This window comes from Loigolactobacillus rennini DSM 20253 (genome assembly GCF_001436505.1).
GTDB classification, from domain to species: Bacteria; Bacillota; Bacilli; order Lactobacillales; family Lactobacillaceae; genus Loigolactobacillus; species Loigolactobacillus rennini.
The window spans coordinates 28,917-52,215 of record NZ_AYYI01000026.1 but is presented as its reverse complement, the minus strand read 5'-3'; the positions used below and the strand labels follow the sequence as shown (position 1 = coordinate 52,215).

The 23,299-nt window shown below is 37.5% G+C and carries 36 protein-coding genes; 29 read left to right on the top strand and 7 right to left on the bottom strand.

Annotated features, from left to right (window positions below):
- From FC24_RS11565 to FC24_RS04390, 4 genes are all read left to right on the top strand, one after another.
- Nucleotides 1–474: hypothetical protein (locus FC24_RS11565; RefSeq protein WP_162257007.1), on the top strand; the 474-nt coding region annotated here is incomplete at its 5' end.
- Between the two features lie 456 nt (nucleotides 475–930).
- Nucleotides 931–1,296: a bacteriocin immunity protein gene (locus tag FC24_RS04400; protein ID WP_057873664.1), complete on the top strand. Its 366-nt coding sequence runs from the start codon at nucleotides 931–933 to the stop codon at nucleotides 1,294–1,296.
- A gap of 248 nt (nucleotides 1,297–1,544) precedes the next feature.
- Complete coding sequence (locus FC24_RS04395) at nucleotides 1,545–1,838, top strand: bacteriocin immunity protein (RefSeq protein WP_162257006.1); 294 nt, start codon at nucleotides 1,545–1,547, stop codon at nucleotides 1,836–1,838.
- Nucleotides 1,839–2,019: 181 nt separating this feature from the next.
- Nucleotides 2,020–2,232, top strand: coding sequence for a hypothetical protein (locus FC24_RS04390; protein WP_057873663.1), 213 nt, complete (start codon nucleotides 2,020–2,022; stop codon nucleotides 2,230–2,232).
- Between the two features lie 339 nt (nucleotides 2,233–2,571).
- On the opposite strand, the gene FC24_RS04385 is transcribed toward FC24_RS04390, so the two are convergent.
- The 6 genes from FC24_RS04385 to FC24_RS04360 form a co-directional block, all read right to left on the bottom strand.
- The gene (locus FC24_RS04385; RefSeq protein WP_057873662.1) at nucleotides 2,572–3,723 is read right to left on the bottom strand and encodes a site-specific integrase; all 1,152 of its coding nucleotides are present in this window, start codon (nucleotides 3,721–3,723) and stop codon (nucleotides 2,572–2,574) included.
- 126 nt (nucleotides 3,724–3,849) lie between these two features.
- Complete coding sequence (locus tag FC24_RS04380; protein WP_057873661.1) at nucleotides 3,850–4,365, bottom strand: hypothetical protein; 516 nt, start codon at nucleotides 4,363–4,365, stop codon at nucleotides 3,850–3,852.
- A gap of 86 nt (nucleotides 4,366–4,451) precedes the next feature.
- Complete coding sequence (locus FC24_RS04375; protein WP_057873660.1) at nucleotides 4,452–4,922, bottom strand: SHOCT domain-containing protein; 471 nt, start codon at nucleotides 4,920–4,922, stop codon at nucleotides 4,452–4,454.
- 45 nt (nucleotides 4,923–4,967) lie between these two features.
- Complete coding sequence (locus tag FC24_RS04370; RefSeq protein ID WP_057873659.1) at nucleotides 4,968–5,483, bottom strand: Ltp family lipoprotein; 516 nt, start codon at nucleotides 5,481–5,483, stop codon at nucleotides 4,968–4,970.
- 88 nt (nucleotides 5,484–5,571) lie between these two features.
- Nucleotides 5,572–6,102: a hypothetical protein gene (locus FC24_RS04365; RefSeq protein ID WP_057873658.1), complete on the bottom strand. Its 531-nt coding sequence runs from the start codon at nucleotides 6,100–6,102 to the stop codon at nucleotides 5,572–5,574.
- Between the two features lie 9 nt (nucleotides 6,103–6,111).
- The gene (locus tag FC24_RS04360) at nucleotides 6,112–6,570 is read right to left on the bottom strand and encodes a helix-turn-helix domain-containing protein (RefSeq protein ID WP_057873657.1); all 459 of its coding nucleotides are present in this window, start codon (nucleotides 6,568–6,570) and stop codon (nucleotides 6,112–6,114) included.
- A gap of 162 nt (nucleotides 6,571–6,732) precedes the next feature.
- On the opposite strand from FC24_RS04360, the gene FC24_RS04355 reads away from it, so the two are divergent.
- On the top strand, nucleotides 6,733–6,963 hold the full coding sequence (locus FC24_RS04355) for a helix-turn-helix domain-containing protein (protein ID WP_057873669.1): 231 nt from the start codon (nucleotides 6,733–6,735) through the stop codon (nucleotides 6,961–6,963).
- Between the two features lie 51 nt (nucleotides 6,964–7,014).
- Nucleotides 7,015–7,758, top strand: coding sequence for a Rha family transcriptional regulator (locus tag FC24_RS04350; RefSeq protein WP_057873656.1), 744 nt, complete (start codon nucleotides 7,015–7,017; stop codon nucleotides 7,756–7,758).
- 94 nt (nucleotides 7,759–7,852) lie between these two features.
- Here FC24_RS04350 and FC24_RS04345 read toward each other — a convergent pair whose 3' ends face one another.
- Complete coding sequence (locus FC24_RS04345) at nucleotides 7,853–8,248, bottom strand: hypothetical protein (protein WP_057873655.1); 396 nt, start codon at nucleotides 8,246–8,248, stop codon at nucleotides 7,853–7,855.
- A gap of 54 nt (nucleotides 8,249–8,302) precedes the next feature.
- Between FC24_RS04345 and FC24_RS04340 the strand changes: the two genes are divergently transcribed.
- The 23 genes from FC24_RS04340 (at nucleotide 8,303) to FC24_RS04235 (ending at nucleotide 23,297) form a co-directional block, all read left to right on the top strand.
- Complete coding sequence (locus tag FC24_RS04340; protein WP_057873654.1) at nucleotides 8,303–8,626, top strand: DUF771 domain-containing protein; 324 nt, start codon at nucleotides 8,303–8,305, stop codon at nucleotides 8,624–8,626.
- 316 nt (nucleotides 8,627–8,942) lie between these two features.
- Nucleotides 8,943–9,170: a hypothetical protein gene (locus FC24_RS04335; RefSeq protein ID WP_057873653.1), complete on the top strand. Its 228-nt coding sequence runs from the start codon at nucleotides 8,943–8,945 to the stop codon at nucleotides 9,168–9,170.
- Between the two features lie 39 nt (nucleotides 9,171–9,209).
- Nucleotides 9,210–9,458 carry a hypothetical protein gene (locus FC24_RS04330; protein ID WP_057873652.1) on the top strand — a complete coding sequence of 83 codons (249 nt, stop codon included), beginning with the start codon at nucleotides 9,210–9,212 and terminating at the stop codon, nucleotides 9,456–9,458.
- Nucleotides 9,439–9,849 (top strand): helix-turn-helix domain-containing protein, encoded by a 411-nt coding sequence (locus FC24_RS04325; protein ID WP_162257005.1) that lies wholly within the window; start codon nucleotides 9,439–9,441, stop codon nucleotides 9,847–9,849. Before FC24_RS04330 ends, FC24_RS04325 begins: the two co-directional genes overlap by 20 nt.
- Nucleotides 9,846–10,055 (top strand): hypothetical protein, encoded by a 210-nt coding sequence (locus FC24_RS04320; protein WP_157059080.1) that lies wholly within the window; start codon nucleotides 9,846–9,848, stop codon nucleotides 10,053–10,055. The genes FC24_RS04325 and FC24_RS04320 overlap by 4 nt, the downstream gene beginning before the upstream one ends.
- Nucleotides 10,048–10,254, top strand: coding sequence for a hypothetical protein (locus FC24_RS04315; RefSeq protein ID WP_057873649.1), 207 nt, complete (start codon nucleotides 10,048–10,050; stop codon nucleotides 10,252–10,254). The genes FC24_RS04320 and FC24_RS04315 overlap by 8 nt, the downstream gene beginning before the upstream one ends.
- Before the next feature lie 177 nt (nucleotides 10,255–10,431).
- The gene (locus FC24_RS11890) at nucleotides 10,432–10,563 is read left to right on the top strand and encodes a hypothetical protein (RefSeq protein ID WP_268872299.1); all 132 of its coding nucleotides are present in this window, start codon (nucleotides 10,432–10,434) and stop codon (nucleotides 10,561–10,563) included.
- 6 nt (nucleotides 10,564–10,569) lie between these two features.
- On the top strand, nucleotides 10,570–10,830 hold the full coding sequence (locus FC24_RS04310) for a hypothetical protein (protein WP_057873648.1): 261 nt from the start codon (nucleotides 10,570–10,572) through the stop codon (nucleotides 10,828–10,830).
- A gap of 14 nt (nucleotides 10,831–10,844) precedes the next feature.
- Nucleotides 10,845–11,327 (top strand): siphovirus Gp157 family protein, encoded by a 483-nt coding sequence (locus tag FC24_RS04305; protein WP_057873647.1) that lies wholly within the window; start codon nucleotides 10,845–10,847, stop codon nucleotides 11,325–11,327.
- Nucleotides 11,324–12,700, top strand: a complete 1,377-nt coding sequence (locus FC24_RS04300; protein ID WP_083485627.1) for a DEAD/DEAH box helicase — start codon at nucleotides 11,324–11,326, stop codon at nucleotides 12,698–12,700. Before FC24_RS04305 ends, FC24_RS04300 begins: the two co-directional genes overlap by 4 nt.
- Nucleotides 12,697–13,410 (top strand): AAA family ATPase, encoded by a 714-nt coding sequence (locus tag FC24_RS04295; protein ID WP_057873646.1) that lies wholly within the window; start codon nucleotides 12,697–12,699, stop codon nucleotides 13,408–13,410. The genes FC24_RS04300 and FC24_RS04295 overlap by 4 nt, the downstream gene beginning before the upstream one ends.
- A 2-nt stretch (nucleotides 13,411–13,412) precedes the next feature.
- Nucleotides 13,413–13,946, top strand: a complete 534-nt coding sequence (locus FC24_RS04290; protein WP_057873645.1) for a hypothetical protein — start codon at nucleotides 13,413–13,415, stop codon at nucleotides 13,944–13,946.
- Between the two features lie 16 nt (nucleotides 13,947–13,962).
- Nucleotides 13,963–14,760, top strand: coding sequence for a bifunctional DNA primase/polymerase (locus FC24_RS04285; RefSeq protein ID WP_057873644.1), 798 nt, complete (start codon nucleotides 13,963–13,965; stop codon nucleotides 14,758–14,760).
- A 14-nt stretch (nucleotides 14,761–14,774) separates the two neighbouring features.
- Nucleotides 14,775–16,013, top strand: coding sequence for a virulence-associated E family protein (locus FC24_RS04280; protein ID WP_083485629.1), 1,239 nt, complete (start codon nucleotides 14,775–14,777; stop codon nucleotides 16,011–16,013).
- 262 nt (nucleotides 16,014–16,275) lie between these two features.
- Entirely contained in the window at nucleotides 16,276–16,593 is a 318-nt protein-coding gene (locus tag FC24_RS04275) for a VRR-NUC domain-containing protein (protein WP_057873642.1), read from the top strand.
- Nucleotides 16,594–17,118: a hypothetical protein gene (locus FC24_RS04270; RefSeq protein WP_057873641.1), complete on the top strand. Its 525-nt coding sequence runs from the start codon at nucleotides 16,594–16,596 to the stop codon at nucleotides 17,116–17,118.
- Nucleotides 17,119–17,342: 224 nt separating this feature from the next.
- Nucleotides 17,343–17,621 carry a hypothetical protein gene (locus tag FC24_RS04265; RefSeq protein ID WP_057873640.1) on the top strand — a complete coding sequence of 93 codons (279 nt, stop codon included), beginning with the start codon at nucleotides 17,343–17,345 and terminating at the stop codon, nucleotides 17,619–17,621.
- Nucleotides 17,618–17,944 (top strand): HNH endonuclease signature motif containing protein, encoded by a 327-nt coding sequence (locus FC24_RS04260; protein ID WP_083485626.1) that lies wholly within the window; start codon nucleotides 17,618–17,620, stop codon nucleotides 17,942–17,944. The genes FC24_RS04265 and FC24_RS04260 overlap by 4 nt, the downstream gene beginning before the upstream one ends.
- Nucleotides 17,945–18,053: 109 nt before the next feature.
- Nucleotides 18,054–18,362 carry a P27 family phage terminase small subunit gene (locus tag FC24_RS04255; RefSeq protein WP_057873638.1) on the top strand — a complete coding sequence of 103 codons (309 nt, stop codon included), beginning with the start codon at nucleotides 18,054–18,056 and terminating at the stop codon, nucleotides 18,360–18,362.
- Nucleotides 18,322–19,995 carry a terminase large subunit domain-containing protein gene (locus FC24_RS04250; RefSeq protein ID WP_157059078.1) on the top strand — a complete coding sequence of 558 codons (1,674 nt, stop codon included), beginning with the start codon at nucleotides 18,322–18,324 and terminating at the stop codon, nucleotides 19,993–19,995. Before FC24_RS04255 ends, FC24_RS04250 begins: the two co-directional genes overlap by 41 nt.
- A gap of 14 nt (nucleotides 19,996–20,009) precedes the next feature.
- The gene (locus FC24_RS04245) at nucleotides 20,010–21,305 is read left to right on the top strand and encodes a phage portal protein (protein ID WP_057873636.1); all 1,296 of its coding nucleotides are present in this window, start codon (nucleotides 20,010–20,012) and stop codon (nucleotides 21,303–21,305) included.
- On the top strand, nucleotides 21,283–22,044 hold the full coding sequence (locus tag FC24_RS04240; protein WP_057873635.1) for a head maturation protease, ClpP-related: 762 nt from the start codon (nucleotides 21,283–21,285) through the stop codon (nucleotides 22,042–22,044). Before FC24_RS04245 ends, FC24_RS04240 begins: the two co-directional genes overlap by 23 nt.
- Nucleotides 22,044–23,297 carry a phage major capsid protein gene (locus tag FC24_RS04235; RefSeq protein ID WP_083485623.1) on the top strand — a complete coding sequence of 418 codons (1,254 nt, stop codon included), beginning with the start codon at nucleotides 22,044–22,046 and terminating at the stop codon, nucleotides 23,295–23,297. The genes FC24_RS04240 and FC24_RS04235 overlap by 1 nt, the downstream gene beginning before the upstream one ends.
- Nucleotides 23,298–23,299: the final 2 nt, after the last annotated feature.

The following is a 23,299-nucleotide window of genomic DNA, read 5'->3' as shown; positions in this document are numbered from 1 at the left end:
TCTATACAATTCAGAAATCTTTTATGCATTTACACAAAATATTTTACGCTCTCAAAAATATTGATTGATGCACCAGCAACGGTTCAGTGGGTGACATTTGGTAGTAGCATGATTGGTGTGGTGCTTGCCTTATTTGTGACAACTTATATTGGTTATTTCGTTTATTGGCTTGCACAACATTTTATGGATGTCCCATTATTAGATAAAAAACAAGTGAAGCGCAGTTTTTATCTAACCACTTGTATTTCTGATGTGATCATCAACTTCGTTCATTTAATTTTGGTGATTATTACTGGTGGGTTCTTACAAACGGCTGCCACGACTACTTTAAGTGTATTAAGTGCTTTGTTAATGGCCATTTTAATTTATGCATTTTTCGTTTATTTGTTACAAAATATTAAATTAGGCCGTGTCATTGCAGTTGTTATTTTAGTCTTAAATTTGCTGCCGGTGATCGGGCAAATATTGAAATAGTTTAAGCATAGTTTTTATTGTTATTTATTATTAAGCACTGTTTATCAGACGTAATTATTTTTCTTCTTTGGGATCATTAATTATAAAATCTGACTTAGAAGAAATGAACTTTTACGAATCGTTGCTATGAGAAATTAGCATAAAATATTTGGATTTTGCAAAGGAATTTATCTGTTCAAAATCTAGTTGCGCGACTTGGTTTTGAGAACATTCATCAATCGAATTGTGACGCTTATAGCAAATTTAGCGACGTTAATAGTCAAATATGTTAAGTGCATCCAAGCCGATTATACTTATTGGTGAGGGATGAAATGTTAGTGAGGAAAAGTTGATTAAGTTAAATGGCGGCAACGGTTCCTGCTATTATCTATCAAGAAGCAGGCAGCAACAAATGCCTGCTTCTTTATTTTAATGACTATGTGTAAAAATAGAATAGTATAAAAAGGATGATAAGAAATGAAATCTAATGAAGAAGAGATTACTAGAAAAAATACTAAACAGTATGTTAAGGAACTCTACAGTCTTTTAATGAAACGACCAGATCAATCCGCCGAGCTGCTTAATATTACTGATGTTTTGTTACAAGTCTATAAAAAGATCGACCAGGTTAAAAACCCAGAAGCATTAGTAAATCGGTTGATTAATTACATTAGAATTTTAGCCAGTAAAGGCCGGATTCATTTTCCCGCTCCACAAGAAGATTTAATCATTAAACTTGGGGCGATCGGACAAAAGGCAGGGTTAAACGGGTTGTATATGGCGGACTTTTCGGACAAATCACAATTTTATAGTCCCTTGGAAAAAATGCCCCGCCGAGAATAGGGCTAATTATCCAGCCTTATTTTGCAGGTGAAGGATAAATAGTCACAATTAGTAAATGTAACCAGCAGCGGATTAAAACAAGCACTTAATGTATTTACAGATTTACAGTTATTATTAAAGTAGCTTAATGAATCTAGGTGCTATCTTTGTTTTTGGAAAATTTGGTACTAGTTCATTTAATTGGGGCAAGAAATTCTACGTAGTTAATAGTTGGGCTCAAAATAGAATAAATAATGGGATTGATGTTGATGAATAAAAAATCAAATAAACTATTTGAGGACATAAGCAAGACATATGCTGACCAACAAGTGCAAAACAATCCAGAAATAGCTAAGCTATTATTAGACTGTGGAGAATCTTTACAAAATGGTGATCGACAACAACTTGTCTGTACGCGATTAAGTAATGGTATTGCTTCCTATTTGTTAGGGCATCAGTTTAAGGCTCCAAAAAGTGTCCTCAAACTTTATTCACAAATAGAAAAGAGTGCTAGTACTTATCGTGGGGCAATGTCGAGCAGTATCTGGCTTAATGAATTATAAGCTTGTTATTCAAAAAATTTGCTAATTGAGGTTAAGCTATAAACTGCATTGATTAAGTCTGGGTAGCTTCTATAATTCACCATAAGATTGGTACTTGCTAAGAATTGAATATAAAGAAAAACACTCTATAATAGGGTGTTTTTCTTTATATTCGGGGCATTCAAATTTAAGGGGTAAAATTATGAACAAGGAACAGTTACTACAACAAAAAAGGTACGGGAAAGCAACCTTACATGGTTTATATAACAGTCTGGCCGCAAATTTTCAACCTGGCGTTTCTGATATTCGCGAAGCATTGTTAGGTGTATACCAGAAAACGGATAAACTGTCTGATATTGAACCGATTTATAATAGGTTAGCAAATTATATTTATTTTACTGGCATCACTCTTTAAATCCACTTTACAAAAGAGCAGGATGAGTATACTGCCCAAATCGCAAAAATCGGAAGGTTCGCGATGCTGTGCGGTGGTTCATGGGGCGGCGATTATTCTTATAAAGAACAATTTTTATAAGCAATATAAAATGCTATGATTGATATCATATTGTGGGTTTTATCCAAATTAGTGCGTTTGTAATTAGACGATACAGGTTATCGATAGTTTAAATTGCACTGCTTTACGTACAATCTTTTTAATTGTTTTAATAAAAATAATCCCGCTAAACATATATTTAGCGGGATTATTATTTCGTTTTTATTCTTATTATAACTGATATGCGCCCGGAGGGAATCCTTATCCTTGGTTTGACAACGTTTTTGATGGTTCTGTGCACAAATCGTGCACAATATTTTGCAAGGTATCTGCTATCTGATTGTCAGTCCTAACCTGGTATTCATCAATCATATATGAGTATATCTTACTTGTGATTCCAATATCAGCGTGACCAAGTCTTTTTGAAATTGCGTACAGGTCTATTTGATTAGCAAGGAGATAGGCCACATGAGTATGACGCAGAGAATGAAAATGGAAACCTTGCCGATTTATTCGGTTAGCTTTTAATGCATTTCTGAGCGCCTTGTTAACTGCGTTAGAGGTTGGGGCTTTGCCAGATTGGCCTAGAAATATTTGTGTTTTATCAGATTTGGGCTGACTTACTTTTTTTAATTGCTTAAAAACATTTAACAAATCATCGTTTATACGAATGATGCGGTTGGATGTTTTATTTTTAGTTTCCTTAAATTCGTGGTTTAACTCATTGTAAGCCCGTACTATGTTAATTGTTTTAAAGTTAAAATTAATATCTCGCCATTGCAAGCCTTGAATCTCACCTAAGCGCATGCCGGTATAAATAGCAGTTAAAATCATATAGCCACTAGCATATTTAGGATTTAATTTTTTAAGAATATAAGTAGTTAGCTGTTGCATCTCTTTTATATTTAAATACTCAATTTGCTGAGTACGTTTTTTATCAAAAATTAAAGTAGTCCGTGTTATAAAGTCTCGCTTTACAATACCATCATAAACTGCGTTACGGATGCAAGCATGAATACAGGTGTTAACTTTATGAACAGTTGCTTTTGCGTGATTAGCGCCATATTTTTGTAAGAATTTTTGATAGTTTTGCGCATTTAAACTGGTTAATTGCATTTTGGGAAGATATTTGTTGATAACGTTGAAAGTGTATTCATATGCCTTTAATGTACGAGGTGATACAGCAGGGGCTTTATAAAGCTCATACCATTGTTTAAAATAGGCAGCCAAGGTGATATTGGTATCAGGACCTAGCTCATTATCGTTAGCTTTAAGCTCATAATCGTTAGCGAATAATTGGGCTTCACGTTTAGTTTTAAAGCCACTTTTTGATTTAGAACGTCGTTTACCATTTTCATCATAATAATTAACGCGTGCTTGCCACTTACCGTGCCGCTTTATGATACTTGCCACTGTGATATCCTCCTTGTAAATAAAATCAATCATATGTAAAATAGAGTATGCAAAAAGAGCCATGCAACATGGTAATTTTGCGTTGGCACATCCGCAACTTTGGTCGGTGGGGATGTGTTATTTTTATTAGTCTATATTAATTTCAACAGGTTTAACAAAGTCTTTGGTTTTACTGCTGCCAGCGATTAACATCGTATTGTCAGCGTCCATTTTATAGCCAAACGTGATTGTATCAGCATTGTTATTTAACTTTTTAGCTTCATTACTAATAATATCTTGGATCCCAGCAATATACATCTTTTGATCATCACTGGCATTTCCATTATCAATAGCATTTTTATCAGTTTTAAGCTTTTCGATTGTATCCTTATCTTTAACAGTAACTTTTATTTCTTCGTGTGGTTTATTATCCTTTGATTGATCGTCAACCACATCAGTTTTCACATCGACCGCTACAATTTTATCGTTGTCTGAATTAAACTGTTTTTCTAAATCCTTTGTAATTTTAAGATTGTTAGCGGAAGCTTTAGTGCTTGTAGTTTCGGTTCTATTATTATTTGCATTACTGGAATTATTATTGGTGCACCCCACAGCACTAACTCCCAGCAAAGCCGCTGCACACATTAAATATAACTTTTTCATAGTCTCACTCCTATGTTAAATAAGTTATTGGCTTGTTTTAACAGGATCTATCCCACACTTGTTCGTAGCAAGTGTGGTTTTTTATTTTATAAGTTCAATATTTGATTCTTTTTCTTTTCGAATTCTTCTTGAGTTAAAATTCCTTGATCGAGCAATTCTTTGTATTGTTTAATTTCTTCTGGCCCAGTTAGCGAATTTGATTTTGCTACTGGATTATTCAATTCAGAGATTTTAGTTTCGATGTATGACTTTAGTTCTTCCATATCCTTTAATGTTTTTTTATCAGCAAACATAACAGTATTTTCATCTGTGGTAGCATCAAAAAGGCCGCCTTTTGATTCATTTCCACCAGCAATACTGAATTGAATATAGCCAGAGGTGACTACGCCTGGTTTTTTTAATTGAATGGCACTAATACTTGAAAAAGGAATTAATTTAGCACCCTTTAATCCTTGATTAATAAAATTAAGCATACCTTTGCGACGAATTGTCACACTAGTATCATTAACATCAATAAAAGTGTGTCCTGCGTATTTACATTCATAAGTTCGTTTCAAGGAATAACCCTCCATAATGATCATTGGTTTGAAGTAGAGAAATTATTAATCATCTAAATGTTGGATTGCATAGTCTGCTTCTTCAGCAGTAAATTGCTCGCCTGCATCAGATGTAAGCTGGTCTCTAACTGCTTCAGGGGACATATCCATGTCTTCTTGATACTCTTTTGCTTTTTTCAGGGCATTGGCGTTCCAATCAATATCATCCAAGTTATCCATTGCATATTGTGCTGCTTCCTCTGAAAATTGTTCCCCAGCGTCTGCAGTTAATTGGTCATAAATCCCTTGCTTAGACATGTTCATTGTATCTGCATAGTCTTTTGCTTTGTTAAGGGCAGATCTATATTCAGTTGGGACCTTAGACTCTTTTGATGAAGAACTACTTTTAGTGTTCTCAACCTTGCTATCGTTACTGGCGCTGCTTTTTGTTGTGTCATCTCCCATTTGTGACACAATCCCGACAATCAGAATTACAACTAATAGTAAAAACCAAAAACGTTTATAAAATGGTTTTTTCTTAACATAAACATTCCCATTTTCATCCTTGATCTTCTTTGACATAACAATCTCCTCCTATGATATAATTAAGTTGTTACCTTCTTTATCATAAAGAGCAATCCTCTAATCGTTCCCGCGGTTAGGGGATTTTTTATATTGCAGCAGATTGGTCGGGGCTTAAACGATAAAAATTAAATGTATTATTAACTTTTACTAGGTATTTTCCATCTGTCGTGTGAATAGTAAACCGAGTAGGATAAACACTTTTTAAATATTTAACCGCATTATGTAAAAATTCTGACGTAATATCTAAATGTTCTGCTATTTCCCATTCTGTATTTAAGTCATTTTTCCAGCAATCAAATAAATCATCAATAGTCACAATGTCTTTGTATGCTAAATGACGCGCAATTAGTTCTTGCTTACGAATGGAAAGCCTTTCATAATAATCCATATTAGGGCGCTCTAGCAAAATATTAACAGCCGTTAAAACATGGTAAAATTCTTCTTTTAAGATTTGGTATTTATCTGCTTCAGATTGTTGGGGCTCAATAAAAATATAGGCTTGATTATCTTTGATTTTAAAAGTTCCCCACCAATCAGTATTTTGATACAGATTTTGTGGTTCTAAAACAATAATTTCTGGATACAACTCATTAACCAAATTTTCGTATTTATTCATCGGCAACACCTACTTGCCATTTTTTCTATTATATTTTTTGATTTCTTCTTCGAGAAAATCAGTCCGTTTTTTAATATCCTTGTTGGAATAAGTTTGATCAATATTATCAGCATGTGCGGCAAGGGCGTTGGGAGAATTAAAAATATCTTCTTTTTCTTGTTCGTATAATTGTGTGTTTATAAAATTAAATACACGTTGCTTTCTATCTTTATTTAATTTTTTTATCAGGATAGTAATTTTTTGGTCGATGCTTTGGTCAAAGTCATCTCCATCTGTAATATAACCAATGCTGACGTGAAAAATATCGGCCATTTTTTGTAAAGCGCCCATCCTTGGACTTTTTAATCCGGTTTCCCAGTTTGAAACAGATTGTTTCGAAACCCCTAGACGCTCTGCTAATTGATCCTGTGTCCAGTCTCTTTTAGTTCTGAGTGATTGAATTTGCTGAGCAATTTTATTTTGAGCCATAATATTATCACTTCCTATCTATATCACGTAATAAGAATAACATAATGTAACACTATGTCAACCAAAAGTTTAACAAAGTTATATAAAGTTATTGACTATAACTTTAAGTTGACTTATACTGTTTATATACACAGAGGGGAGGGACAGAAAATAGTGTTGGATATGAGACGTATTACTTTAAAAGCAGCAAGAATTAATGCTGGGTTTAGTCAAAACGAAGCAGCTAATGAACTATCAAAATACTTTGGTATAAAGGTTTCCCGCCAACGTATTTCATTCTATGAAAAGCATCCAGAAGAGACTCCAATAGGATGGGGTGATGCATTTGCTAAATTGTATGAATGGCCCAGAGACGGAATTAATTTTGCACCCGAGTCAACTTTAAGTTATTAATTTTATAAATGGACATAATTATCAAATTTTTTTAAAGGAGGGTATTTAAGCATGAATAGTTTAGTTGTCATGAAAAACAAACAAGCAGTAACAACAAGCTTACAAATTGCAACTAGTTTTAATAAAAGACATGATCACATATTACGTGACATAAGGAACCTTGAAAAAGATATCCCCAAAGTTGGGGAGAAGAATATGTGTAATTTTACGCAAATGTTTTTTACAGGAAAGGCAGCGGATAGTTACGGACGTGACAGACGTATTTATTTTGTGAATCGAGATGGTTTCACTTTACTTGCTATGGGTTTTACTGGTAAGAAAGCTCTTGAATTTAAGTTTAAATACATTGATGCCTTTAATGCTATGGAAAGAGCGCTTAATAAATTGCCCGAAGAGAAGCTTAATCCAGTTTTACAGGCTGAATTAGCAGTGACAAGGGCTAAAACGGCCAAAGCAAATGCGCTTTATCGTATTGCCATGGCCACAGCTTCTGAAACATCTAAGCAAACATTGTTAGCTAATGCTGCTAAGGAAATAACGGGTGAAATGATAATTCCGGCCTTACAGCATAAAGAATATAGCGCGACGGAGGTTGCTAAATTGGTTAATGCCTCTTCGGCTAATAAAGTAGGCCGTATTTGTAACAAACTTGGCTTAAAGGCAGAACAACCAGGGCAAAATGAATATGGCCGCTGGGCAAGCAGTAAATCAAAGTACAGTAATAAAGAAACACCACAATGGCTTTATTTTGATAAAGGCGTAACAGCGATTAGACAGGCAATGCTAAAAAATTAAAAGGAGCATTCCAAGCCTTTTTTAAGTGGCAAGGAGTACTCCTAAAAGAAGATTGGCATTACAGATAAAAATTATTAATCGGAAAATTGTTTAATTATAAAGTTTTCTTTTCATCATCGGTAACTGGATCTACATCGAGCAATAAACCGACAGAGTAAGCTATTCTAACTAATTCTCCATAATGTATGTCAGTCCAGTGTTGGCTGTGATCTGATTTTAAACTATCAAGAAATTCATTACAAAATTCATCCGCTTTTCCCATCAAGTTATCAAATTCGGGGTGTTCCAAGCCATCTACCGAATTTACGATAGTCCAGATTGATCGAAAATCTGAGTACGCAAGGCTAACATAGCCCAAAACAGCTTCACTCTTGTGGTCGGATGAATATAGGTCTGCATCACAGGCAACATCATTAGCTTTTCGAGCGTTTTGCATCGCAACTTTTAGCAGTTTTCCTAATAACGACTTGTAATGTTCAATGTTTTCCATTTTTGCTACCTCCTTTATTGATGTATTTAAAGCATAACAGAAAGGATTGATATTATGCCACAAACCTTGAAGGTAACAGTACCGGTGGAAATTCCACCAGGTTTTGTACTGATTAAGCAACAGCAATTAGACCACTTAACACAACAAGCTTTAACTGGTCGTGCATGGACTATGGCTGATTTGCGAAAAGTTCTTGGCAATAAGAGCGAAAAATGGATCAAAGAAAATACGATATGGAATCCCAAATTTAGTCATGAAATCAAACAGATGGAAAACGATCATGCCATTATCGGCGGTGGTAAGGGTTGTAACTACCGATTCAGGGCGTCTGTATTCGGTCCATTCTTAGAAGAGCATTGGAAGGAGTTCAACTGGTAATGATTTATTTAATTGCAGGCAGCCACATTGCTACTGTTCCAAGTTGGCTAGTTGGCCTAGTAATCGGAGCAGGTTTAGTCAAGCTAATTCAAATAATTAAAACAGGCAAATATAAGTCTTGGTTTGGGTGGTGATAGTAATGATTGATTGGGAGGCACTAGAACAAAGTGAAATGGAAAAAGAGGAAGAATACTACTTTGAGTGATAAAGCCTGGCGTAGAATTTTTGTCCTAACCTGGCTAGGAATTTTTAGCCTATGCATTGGGTTCTGGGCAACAGTGTTTAGGATGCTTTATCTAATTTTTAACTGAAGGAGGTGTTTGCAATTAAACATTGGCGGATTACGTTAACTGTTTGTGATGGCTTGATGCATAAGGATGTTTATGATGTCGTATTGCCAGAAACTGAACCAGTTGGCTTTAGCTATGGTTGGTTTTACATTGGTCAAAGCTTTGCCATTGAAAAGCGCTTGATTATCGCACACAAAATTGAAGAAATAAAAAAGCCCGCAACGGCCGCCACCATTACGGACAAACAAAAATAAATTACAAGCTAAGTATAGCACAGAGAGAAGGTATTAAAAATGGCGGAATTAACTAAAGACGAGCAGAAAATTTTACAACTTTATCGTGAAAGTGAATCAGTTTCATTTTATCAATTTGACAAACCGTTATTAAGAGCGAAAAAGTTTGTGGGCATTTTGGATACACCACAGATGATTAACGATGACGACAGACAATCAGTTCTAGTCTTAAGTAGCATTTGTAAAGATAACAAGGTTATTAGTGTTTGCGCGTCAGTCCCGAGGGTAAATGCCAATGAAGAAGCTTAGTGTGGGAGACCATGTCACCGTTAAAATTTACCGCAGTGGTAAAGACGTTTTGCATAACCTACATGGAATTGTTGGCAAAATTTATCATTTAAGCGCTTTGATTATTGTTGATGAAAAATATTTTAACTCTGTGACAAAGCTAGTTGGTAACGATCGGATTGTGGTTAGTTTCCATGAAATAGCAGAGCTAAATACACCGACAATTGATTTAAACGATATAAAAAGTGCGGTTATTAATTCCTGGTGCGAAGGCTTAACCACACCAGAGATTGCAAGCCGGGTTGATAAAAGTATTAGAACGGTTTATTGCATGTTGAAAAAGCTAGGATTAAAGCCTAACCGCAGAGGCAATAACCTGCAATGGATTTTTGGAGAGGATAAAAATTGTTGAAGCATACACGTATTTTACCTTTACCTGGCACAGAAGATGATGGTTGCCCACAGTTTGTCATTTTAAACAGCAAAGATGCCTGGGAAGTAACTAGTTGGATTAGTTGGGATGAAGCTAGAAATAAGAGTGCGTTTTATGTTGACGATGACACACTGAGGGACGCACCAGCTTGGATTAGAGCTGCAGGAGGGATGGAAGATGAGTGAAGAACCGTGTATATTTTGTGGAAAATATACTGATTGCCTACTTGAAGGTACTGTCGTAACAGATGGTAATGAAGAAGATCTAGTTAGTGTTGATATCGAAGGCCATCGTTTAGTTCTTAATAGTTGGGAAAATGGTGAACTTAGTCGAAGAGACATTGACTATTGTCCTATTTGTGGCAGGAAATTATGGGAGGAATAGGTATGGAAAATAAAGATACATTTTATAAGCACACGGCAAGTGTGTGTTTATTAAAGCAGCTGACTTAAACCAAAACAATAAGGGGTAATGCTATATGTACAAATATAAAATAACTGTTTTTAAAAATGGCGGTCAAAAACCACGGTAGCTAATCTAGAACGAAACCGTACTAGTTTAATGAATGATTTACGTGATGATTTGGCTTCTACTAATGATCGTATGATTCGTGATTTTGACAATCTATTAGTGGCTGGCAAGCCGGATATGATCAATGTAGATGAAATCACTAATAATAAACAGGAGGGCTAGTAAATAATGATTGACGTTAAAAGGCAAAACCCTGACGATGAGCGATTTAAGCTGGGAGAAATAGTAACAGACAACCACAAATACCGAGCAATGATATATATCGGCTGTAGTAATTGGGCAATTGGCCAGGATCAAGTGTGTAGGCGTGGCGCTTATAAATTCATGCTGCAATCAAAAACAGGTAATTCCTATTACACAATTTACTTGAGCCCAGAATATGTTGCTCATTACGTAAAAACCGCTCAGCAAACAGCAATATTAAATTAAAAGGAGACATTCTTATGACAACCTTATACGATTTAACCAACAATTATTTACAATTAAAATCTTTAGCCGCAGAAACGGACCCAGAAGTCTTTAACGATACGATGGACGCAATCACGGATGGCATTGAGGATAAAGCAATCGGTTACGCTAAGGTGATTAACAGCTTAAAATCAGAAACAGATGAAATAACCGCAGAAATCAAGCGACTACAGCAGCGGAAGAAAGCAGTCAATAACAATATTGGCCGAATGAAGACCAATTTAATCCAAGCTTTCCACACAGCAGAGATTAACCAGGTAAAGGATCCATTATTTACCATTAAGCTTTCTCCTGGCCGGCAATCGGTTGTCATTCATGACGAGAAAAAGCTACCGGTAGACGCTTACATGCCACAACCTGCCAGGCCATCAAAAACTAAGATTAAAGAACTGTTAGAAAAAGGCCGTGAGGTTAATGGTGCTGAGCTCGTACGTAAAGAAGCATTGCTAATTAAATGAAGCAGCTGCGAGACTATCAGCAAGAAACGATTGGCAATATTCTAGCTGAGCTACACCAAGGCCACCGCTCAATTATTGTTCAACAACCACCGCGGACTGGAAAAACTGTGATTATGGCAGAAATTGCCCGGCGAGCAACAAAAAAGGGTAATCAAGTCTTATTTATCGCCCATCGCAAAGAAATCTTAGACCAAGTCCGTACAACCTTTATTGAGCAAAACGTATCAATGGAACTTGTAAAAATCGGTATGGTTCAAACAATTAGCCGCCGTGTTGAGACGATCAATCAACCAAGTGTCCTGTTTATTGACGAGGCACATCATGCTTTGGCTAAGTCTTATCAAAAAATAATTACAGCATGTCCACGGGCAATTAAGCTATTGTTTACTGCCACACCTTGGCGGATGAGTGGCCAAGGCTTTGATAAAATTGCGGATACTTTAATTAATGGTAAATCAATTAATTGGTTGATTAAACATGGCCACCTGGCACCGATTGATTACTATGCGCCGAAACAAATTGAAAATAAACGGCTAAAAAAACACAGTACTGGCGATTTTACCAGTGAAAGTATTGAACAAGCCTTGAAGCCAAAAATCTATGGCAATGCGGTTAAAACTTATCAAAAGTTAGCTAGGAATAAACAAGCAATTGCCTATACCTATAACGTGGCAAGTGCGAAACGTTTAGCCCAGGCATTTAATCAGAAAAATATTAATGCAAAGGCAGTTTCAGGTAAAACACCTAAAGATGAGCGCAATGAGATTATCCGAGATTACCGATCTGGAAAAATCCAAATTGTAACCAACGCTGAATTATTTACTGAAGGTCTAGACTTGCCCAATGTTGATTGTGTCATTATGCTACGACCAACGCAGTCCTTATCGCTGTTTCTTCAGTTTTCCATGCGCGCCATGAATCCGCGTAAAGGCAAACGAGCAATCATTATTGACCATGTAGGCAACATCGAACGTTTTGGTTTACCGACAGTTGATCGCCAATGGTCTTTAATTGGTAAAAAAGAGCAAAACAAGCGACAACAGGCTGTAAGCGTAATTAAAGGTGTGACAGTTTGTGCTAATTGCTTTAGAACTTTTTACCGTAAAGGCGATGTTTGCCCCTATTGCGGGGCGAAGTTAACAGAAGACATGCAGCTAGATGTGGATGAAAAAGCTGAATTAGTTAAAGTACAAACTGAGCGGCGTCAACAATTAGCGCAAAAGATTATGACTGATGCCGTGATGCGCAATGTAGCTGATAAAAAGCCTAAAGATTTAAAATCACTTGCTGAAATTAAAGCTTACGCGAAATTAAAAGATTATAAGCCAGGTTGGATTTACTTTTATGCAAAACAGAGAGGGATGATTAGTTGAGTATACTACCACCAAACAAACCACAGACACCAATTGATACGCCACGTAATTTTTTTATCTATGGCGCAACGATGAGTGGTAAAAGCTTTTTAGCTGAACGTTTTCCCAACCCATTATTTCTTAACACCGACGGAAACGCATTAGCAAACAAAGCACCATCAATGCAACTACGTAATGTGCGTAATAGTGATGGCACAGCTAAAAACACTGTTATCGAGCAGCTAGACAAAATTATGCTAGCACTACAGACCGAGAACCATAGCTTTGAAACGGTCATTATTGATGTTATTGATGACGTCACCATGCTGATTGAACAGGCGGTTTGCCTCAAAGCTAAAGTTGATGCGCTAGCAGATATCCCGTATGGAAAAGGTTATGCCACATTTAATGCAGTACTGCAGGGGATGGTAATGGAGCTTAAAGCTTTGCCCGTCAATGTCATTTATATCAGCCGTGTAGCGGATGTAGAAGATGGTGACAACCATCGTGAAATTCCATCGCTTAAGACCAAATACTACAACGTGGTTAACGGCAATTGTGACTTAGTAATTCACACGCAAAAAATTGGCGAACGTTATCTACGAACGATTAAAGACAAACGAAAGAAATATTATGCAAGCCGCATTGATGACCCGAAAATTTTACGAATTTTAAAAGCAATTAGTGGTGCAATTACACCAGAACCAACTAAAGAAAAGGCAGGTAAATAATTATGAATTTAGCAGACTTAGCAAACCAAGAATTAGGTAACTTTGATCCAAAGAAAGACGCAATTAATAATACTAATCAAGGACTCCCGGCTGGCGACTATGTAGTGGCTGTTGAAGATATTTCACATCACGTTTACGAAAAAAGCGGCTATGACTGTGTTCGCATAGTATTCCAGGTGACAGACGGCGAACATGCCGGTGAAAAAGAATTCTACAACATCTCATTTGCGACCACAACTAAAGCAGGAAAAGAAATGCCTGAATTTGTGTTGACCCGGAACATGAAATTCATCGCAAAGCTAGGTGCGCTACTTGGCAAGCCCGTTAAGCCATCAGTATTTGCTGGTGCGAACGAAACAGACATTCACGAAGATATTGCTACTTTATTGCGTGATGGCAAAGGAACTTTAATCACATTGACAGTCACCTTTACGCCAAATAAAAAAGATCCTAGCAATCCATACAAGAATTATGAGTTAGCACCGGCAGAACAACCAGAGGCAATTGATGTAGACGAAAATGACATTCCATTTTAATCAAGAGGTGGGCTAAATGCAAAACTTGGTCAATTATGCAATCCGTTATGCTGAAAAAGGATTCAGTGTTTTACCCATGGCAAATAAAAAACCGTTAATTGCATTTGCTAACCGACCACCTTTAACTGTTGCTGAGATTAAGCAAATTTGGAAAACCAATCCGACAGCAAACATTGCCTTGCGGACAACTAACTTTTTCGTAATTGATATTGACCGACACGCAAACGGTGCTGATGGCTTTAAATCAATTCAACAATTAGGCCATCCTGAGCTATTCAAAAAAACTTTAAAACAAAGAACAGCTGGTGGCGGTTGCCAGCTGTTTTATTTAAAGCGTGAGGATATGCGGATCCATCAATTAATTGGCTGGCTGCCAGGCGTAGATGTTAAAGCACATATTAATAATTATATTGTGGTGCCACCTAGTCAGATTAAAGGCAAACCGTATCAGTGGGCCAATAGATTACCGATTGTAACTGCCAGCCTAGACCTAGTTAAAACAATTAACCGTAAACGTGCAACTAGCCACTATCAACCAGATACAGCAATTGTGAATACTGGCGAACGAACTGCAACAACCTTATTATTTGAACAAATTGCGACTGGCTTAGGTGATGTTGGTGGGCGCAACAATCAATTAGCAGCATTAATTGGCGGGCTACTTTTTCGCAACGTTAAAGTAAAAGCGGCATATCAATTAGCTTGTTTAGCTAATCAAAATACAATGGACGCTTTGCCGCAGCGCGAAGTAGATCGAACATTTGAATCAATTGTCCAAGCAGAAATTAGGCGAAAGGAGGTTAATACAACGTGACATTGGATAAAGAAATGCAACGGCTGGAGAAAATGCAAAGTGATACTGTGGTTAAAATGCCAATTAATTTCATTTTGAACCAAAACGGTAACGTTAGAACAAATAGTATTAAAAATATTAAGTTAGTTTTAGCACGTGATCCAGTTTTAGCTCACACTTTTGCCTACAACGAATTTACGCACGAAATTGTGGTCATAAAAGACGTTAAAAATTTGCATATCAAAAAAGGCGAAATGCGCGATGACTACACAGCAGCAGTTTTGGGCTACATTGAAGAGAAATATGAAGTATTGTTCCCACAGAAGATTTTTGAATTAGCATTAACGAATGAAGCGCATGCCAATAGCTTTAATCCAGTAAAAGATTACTTGGAAAAAGCCTACAAAAATTGGGATCATGAAATTCGAGCAGCTGATTTTTTACCCACTTTTTTAGGCGTTGCAAAAAGTGAAACCACAACTTTACAAACGAATTTGTTTTTTGTTGGCGCAGTAGCGAAAGTTTATCAGCCTATTTTTAAGTTTGATTATGTTTTCGATTTGGTTGGTGGTCAAGGCGCTGGCAAAACCACTTTGTTGAAGAAAATGGCTAATGGCTGGTACACCGATCAATTTACGGACTTTAAAGACAAAGATAGCTATGCCAATATGTTGCGAGCTTTAATTGTTAATGATGATGAGATGACTGCTAGCAATAACAGCGATTTTGAGTCATTGAAAAAATTTATTAGTGCAGAAATCTTAGAATTTCGTCGATCGTATGGTCGTCACAGCGAACGGCGCCCTAAAAGCTTTGTGATGGCTAGAACAACAAATGAAGTTACCTATTTAAAAGATAAAACTGGCGAGCGGCGTTTTTTACCGAATTTAGTCAATAAAGAACGTCAAATCCTGCATCCAGTAACAGATTTAGACCAAGAAACAATTGATCAGCTGTGGGGCGAGTTTGTTAGTTATTATAAAGCAGGTTTTAATTTTGGACTGACAAAAGTACAAGAAAAAATGCTGGAAACTAACCGCACTGAGTTTATGTACGTCGATGCAGTAGAAGAAGAAATTGACCAGTGTTTAATTACCTGGCCTAACGATTTTATTACCAGTGCAGATATTGCGATCCAGTTAGGTGAGAAAAATTTAATTGCTAATCGTAAATTAGCCCAAAAGATTAAGTATGTGATGGATAATCATCCTAAATGGGGGCGAGGCTTTAAAAAAGACGGTAATATTGCTAGAAGGGGGTATCGGCGGAAATGAATTTACAGTGTTTATAGGTAGTTTTGAGTTATCTCAGATAAGTGTAACCTGTTAATGTTCCTATAATATCAATGCTTATAGCCAATTGGTTTACACTACTACACTATTATTAATATAAAATATATATATTATATATAGCAATATAATGCATAGGGAAGTTAAAAAGAAGTGTAAATCTGTAAATTTGGTCCTAACCCCTTGGGGAAGTAACTAGGAGCTCAAATATTTATCTATAAATCACGTGTAAATCTTCCAATAAATTATGACTTCAGAGCATAAAATCCAAAATGATATACGGGTGGGGGTATCTATGGCAGGCCATATGATATTCCGCGCCAATGTAGGCAAAGTTAGAATGGATAATGGCGGTTGGTTTGACACTGGCTTACCAAAAGGATTTCCTGATTTATTCGGGTTTCGCAAATCAGATGGCAAAATATTTTTTATTGAATGTAAAAATGAGACGGGTAAATTGCGTACTGAACAAAAGCAGTTTGCTAAGGCAATTGAAAAATGGCCAGTACTATATGGCGTTGCTAGGTCAGTAGATGATGCCTTAGCAATTATTGGGGGTGATTGAGTGGAGAAATTATCACAAGAACAAATGCGCTTGATTACCACAGAAGTGATTAAGTATTTAGACCGGGAGAAACGGAAGCGGGTTAAGTCTGAGAAAGATTACCGCTTGCGTAACACTCAAATATTAGTAAAAGAATATCCTAAGCTAAAGGCCCATGTTGCGTCGCAACCAGAGAAGTTTGTCAGCGACGATGAGTATGAAATGGTAACTGGTGTTAAAATTAGCGATCATGAGCTGACTAAATATAATGTTAAAACAAAACATTTAATGGCTTATGTAGATATGATTCTAGAGGCTTACCAGCAAGTCTGCCTGGGCGGTGGGCCGAGTGACAAGCGGCGTTGGTGGATATTGCAGGATAGTTATTTTAATGAGCGGCGACTGGGCATGCATGCCTTAAGTAATAAGTGGCATGTAGACAAAAGTACGATTAGCCGTGAGCGCGCTAAGGCCATTCAAGATTTATCAGTGATGCTATTTGGGGTGGCAGGATTGCGTGACTTTCTGAAAGAGTGGATCGCTTAACATCTATGCAACAAATCCGCAACCATATGCAACTCTGTGCATGGTACTATGATAGTGTAGAATAAAATAATTAAATGTGAATTGTTAATTTACCTTTGACCTCAGTCTGATTTGGCTGAGGTCTTTGTTATACCATCAATCAGCTGGGAGGTTGGATCTTACTGGTTTCCTTAGCCAGGTAAGCCAGTTCGATTCTGGCAGCTGAAATATAAAGGAGTGATCGTGTGAATCGATTCCAGAAGCAAAAGATTGATCAGTATCTCAAAGAGCACAAACAATCATTAGATGATATCCAGCAGGCTTTCATCGACGCACTAACCATTAATCAAGTAAGTAATGAACAGGCAGCAGCATTGATGGTTGCCATCATGCGCAACTTAATGTTGATGCCACACAATGCCAAGCAACTACAGGCCTTAGGCATTGAGCCTAGTAAGCTAAGCATTGATGCTGTGACTGAGTTGATCAATGTGTGGGCCAGAGAGTATGCCAAGAACCTATGACGATGACACCAGTATTCCTACGGCAACTACAGCAATGGATCAAGGATAATGAGCTGATCAAGTTCTATCACTCACAACCATGGTACAAAGCAAGACAACAACGACTTAGGCTAGACCACTATGAGTGCCAGGTCTGCAAGGCTAGAGGTAAACACACACACGCAACAACAGTCCATCACATTCAACATGTTAAAGCTAAACCCGAGCTAGCCTTGGATTTAAATAATTTAGAAACAATTTGCCGGGCTGATCACAATGCTAAGCATCCAGAAAAGCTAGCGCAATTCAACACACCTAAATTTACAAATGCTGAGCGCTGGTAGCTCCCCCCCCGGCAAAACCAAATGGCAAATCCCTCGGGGAAACAAACAACGGGAAGGGGTCTGGACTAAATATTTTTATTAACTTTCGTGTGAAGGGGGTGAATACATCATGGCGACGCATAAAGAAAAAATTAAAACATCGCTGTTAAACCAATTGACTAATATGAGCGCTGATGCTGAACACTTTAAAGATTTGATTAATGATTATTTGAATTTTTATGACATTAAGAATGAGTTAGTAGCAGATATTAAGGCCCGTGGGGTTTCGGTTGAATGGCAGAACTCGGCGACGCAAAAGGGCTACAAGAAAAATGATTCGGTGTCTGAATTAGTTAAAGTCAATGCGCAAATGTTAAAGATTTTGCAGCAGCTGCATATTGAAACGACTGAAGCGGGTGATGATGAAGATGACTTCTAAAGTTCATTATCATCCGGCAATTGATGAGTATATGAATGGCGTCCTAGATGGTAATATCTTAGCTTGTCAAGAACAAAAGCAGCTGATGAAATTCGTCCAGAGTAAATTAAACGATCCTCATGCTATTTTAAAACGTGATCAAATAGACACGGTTCTATCAAATGCAGAAAAACACTTTCCGTGGCCGCTGCTCCCATGGGAAAAATTTCTGACCGCACTAGTCCACGGAGCCTATTATGATGATGGATCGCTAATGTTTGACGAAATTCTAGTCATGATGGGCCGTGGCGGCGGTAAAACAGGATATATGGCCTACGAAGAGTGGGAATTAGCCTCTATTGAGAACATTCGCAATTATGACATTGACATTGTGGCTACCTCTGAAGAACAGGCGACAACGTCTTTTAATGAACTTCATGATTTGTTGGAATCCCGCGAAAAATACTATAAGCGGTTTTTTAAATGGACGAAGAAACAAATTACCTTTCGGAAAACCAATTCAAAAATTAAATACCGCACGAATAATGCGAACACTAAAGACGGTGGCCGGCCAGGTGCTGTCTTTTTTGATGAAATACATGCCTATAAGGATGAAGATTCAATTAATGTTTTTACATCGGGATTAGGTAAAAAGCCACATCCGCGGCGTTTTTACATGACTACTGACGGTTATAATCGCGATGGTTTTTTAGATCAATTAAAAGAAGAAGCAAAAATGATTTTAGCTGGTGAACGGCCTAATCGTAGGACTTTACCGTTTATTTGTAAGCTAGACGATGCTGCTGAGTGGCAAGATAAAAAAATGTGGCAAAAAGCTAACCCGTCGTTAACGTATTTCCCGAACTTACAGCATGAAATGGAATCTGAGTTTGAAAAAGCGCAAGATCGGGAACAATCACGAATTGAATTTATGACTAAACGAATGAACATTCCGGCAATGAAAGCTAGCAGCCCGGTAGCAGAGTGGCCAGCGATTAAAGCAACCAACCAAGAAACTCCGGATTTACGAGGCCAGCCGTGTGTTGTTGGAATTGACTATGCGGATACGATGGATTTTTGCGGTTTAGGATTGTTGTTCAAAATTGGAAAAAAGTATTACTGGAAACACCACACTTTAATCAATTACAAAGCCTTGCAAGGTCGGCACTACAAAGTGCCACTGGAAGTCGCGTTTAAACGCGGTTTGGCAGAAGTAATTAATGATGAAACTAATCAGCCGAAATACATTGTGGACTGGGTGTTAAAACAAGCTGCCTATTATGACATCAAAGGTGTCGCTGCCGATAGCTTTCGGCGGAATTATTTACAACAAGAATTTACGAATAATGGGTTTGGCGACTTACTGCAGGCCAGAACTGGAATTAAAACCCATACTGAGTTGGAAAATAACATTGATGATTTATTTGCTTATCACAATTTAGTTTACTGTGACGATGATTTTATGATGCGATGGTATACGAATAATACGTACAAAGACCGCGATGCACGCCAAAATATTGAATATAGCAAAATTGAGCCGAAGTTACGTAAAACTGACGGCTTTTTTGCTTTTTTAAACGCTTATCAATTTCAGTCAATATTAAATAAGCCAACAGCTACCTATCATCGAGGTTTGCGAACAGTAACATTCTAGTAGGAGGTGAAAAATTGGGCTTTTTAGATTTATTTAAATCAAAATCGGAACCAATCCGAGTGAACGAAAATAAACAGGCTTTAGAACTGAGACAGCACCAATACAAACTGTTTGAAGATTTTATCCACGGCAAACAAGCTAATACAGCTTTTAAGTACTATGCAATCCAACTTTGTATTAATCGCATTGCCAATGCTTTAGTTAAAAGTGATTTTTTAACATTTGACCATGGCAAGGCGAAACAAGGTAAAGTTTGGTATCAACTCAACGTAGAGCCGAATCAAAACCAAAATGCTGCTGATTTTTGGAACAAGGTAGTTTACCAGATGGTGATGAATGAGGACGGAGCGTTGGTGATACAGTCAAAAATTAGTGGCGAATTGTTGGTAGCCGATGCTTATACGTTAAAGGAATATGCCTTTAAGCCTAATGTTTATAAACACATTATGATTAGTAATTATATGTTGCGTGAATCTTATCTGGAAAAAGATGTTTTCCATTTTAAATTGAATAATTCTAAGGTAAAACGAATTTTTGACGACATTTACCGTGAATACGGCACATTTCTAGGTGGCGCAATTCGTAATTATAATCGTAGTAACGCTTTAAAATTTGCGTTGCAGATTGACACTACGTTTGACCAATACAAGCAGAAAAAAATCACGGATGAAAATGGGCAGCCGGTCATTAAAGATGGAATTGAACAAACCGAATATGATTTTATCATCGATGACATGTTTGAAAACCGGTTGAAGCCGATTTTTGAAGAAAAAGACAGCGTGACACCGATTGAAGCCGGTCTAGAATTGAACGATTTAAACGCAGCGGGCAATAGTAAGACTTCTGGTTCTGCTGCCAATAAGACCACCCGTGACATCGCAGCCATGGTCGATGACATTGTTAATATGGCAGCGGATGCTTTTGCTATTCCACGAGGCTTGCTAAAAGGTGATACCGCAGACGCGGACAGCATGACGGACAATTTTATTTCATTTTGTATTAATCCACTAGCAGAACAGATAGCAGATGAAATTAATCGTAAGCTATACGGTCGCAATCAGGTTTTAAAGCATACCTATTGTAAGGTTAAAACTGATCACATTCGTAATTACGATATTACGAAATTAGCTACTTCTGCTGAGTTGTTAAGCCGGATTGGGGCTTGGTCATTAAACGACATCTTACGTTATTTAGACCAAGAACCATTAGACGAAGATTGGGCGGATAAGCATATCATGAGTAAGAATTATGCCTTAATCGAAGATGCTTTGAAAGGAGGTGAAGTGGATGACGACAAAAATGCCGAATAAGAAAATCAAGACAATATTTAATGTTGTTGAGGAAAAAAGCAAACCGGCACGGATGAATTTGTATGGTTTTATTGGTGCTACCTACTGGGATGACGAGGAACAATCAGTCACGACTAAGGCTGTCAACCAGGCATTGAAGGAAATTACTGCTGATGAGATTGATGTCCACATTAACTCATATGGCGGCGATGCATTTGAAGGAATTGGTATCTATAACGCGTTAAAGCAATCTAACAAAACTATTAATATTTACATCGATGCGTTAGCAGCAAGTGCAGCGTCAATTGTTGCGATGGCCGGTGACAAAATTTATATGCCTGAGAATTCGCAATTGATGGTACACCATGCAGCAACAATGATTTACGGTGACGCGTCTGATTTAGAAAGTGCTGTTGCTGATTTAAATAAAATGGACAAATCGTTGGTATTGACTTACATGACCCGTTTTACGGGTACTGAAGATGAATTGACAGCATTATTAGATGCAGGAACTTTTTTGAATACAGATGAAGCTGTGGCTTTAGGTTTAGCCGATGAGGTGATTGAATATGTGGAGCCACAAGAACCACAAGAGCCACAAGAACCGAAGGAACCTGAAGAGCCTAAATCGGTAGCTAACATCAAAGAAAAATTAATTGCAAAATATCATGGAAAAATCGCAGCAAAAGTGGTTACTAAGCATAAAAGACAACCAACGATTGCTGAAAAATTAATTAATTTAGCCAAGGAGGCGGAGTAATGAAAAATTTAGATTTAAATACAGAACAAGTTAAAGCCGCGCGAATTAAAATGTTTAATTCTATGCGCGATGGTAATGAAAAACAACAAGGTGAAGCTTTTAATGAGTTTGCCGAATCCTTGCAGAACTCGATTGGTGAGCAGGCACGGGAAACAATGCATGGTATGGCTAATGAAATGACCGATAGCAAAATCTTAGAGGCCCGCGGTGTTCGGCGACCAATGACAACAAATGAACGTAAATTTTTCGCGGAAGCGGCCAAAAAACAATCTTTTGACAACTTGGAAGAAACATTACCCGAAACAATTGTGGAAGATGTTTTATCGCGGATCCAAGAAGAACATCCATTGTTAAGCATGGTCGATACTCAAACAGTGTCGGCTTTGATGAAGCTAATTTATGCGGATCCAACCAAGCAGACAGCGTTCTGGGGTAAGGTTCCAAGCAACATTAAACAAATTTTAGAAGATGGCTTTAAGACTTTATCTTTAGAATCCAGCAAATTAAGCGGATTTATGGCAGTACCGAAAGGCTTTTTCCAACTGGGACCTACATTTTTAGCAACCTATGTGGTGACATTTTTGGAAGAAACTATGGCGGCAACATTAGAATCGGCTGTGGTTGCCGGAACTGGTAAGGACATGCCAATTGGGATGATTAAAAAATTAAGTGGTTCTGTGGACGGCGTTTACCCAGACAAACCAACAATTGAATTAGCTGATTTACAGCCAATGTCATTAGCAGGCATTCATGCAGCTTTAACTAAAGCCAAAACGGCTAATGGTCAGATTGCTGCCATTGTTAATCCGATGAGCTATTGGTCTAAATTATTCCCACAATTAGCGGTTGGAGATGCTGATAACAATTGGCATTTAATCACGTTACCAACTGGCGATACAATTGTCCAGTCTTACGCAGTCCCAGAAGACCGTATCATTTTTGGCGTTTTGAAAAACTATGCCTTAGGTGTCAGCGGCCAGATGGAATTGAACAATTATGACCAAAGTTTAGCCATCGAAGACATGAATTTATTCATTGCTAAGTTTTTCGGCATGGGTGTGGCTAAAAACGAGAATGCCTTTTTTGTTGCAGATATTTCTAGCATGTCTGGTGCCGAAATTCCGGCTCTAGAAGGTGATTCTGACGTTAAACGGCCGGGACGTTTTGGCGATGTTACCGAAGATGTAGCTAATGATAATGATGAACCAAAAGCTGATAGTGCAAAAGCTAGTGGCGCTAAATTGACTAAATAGTA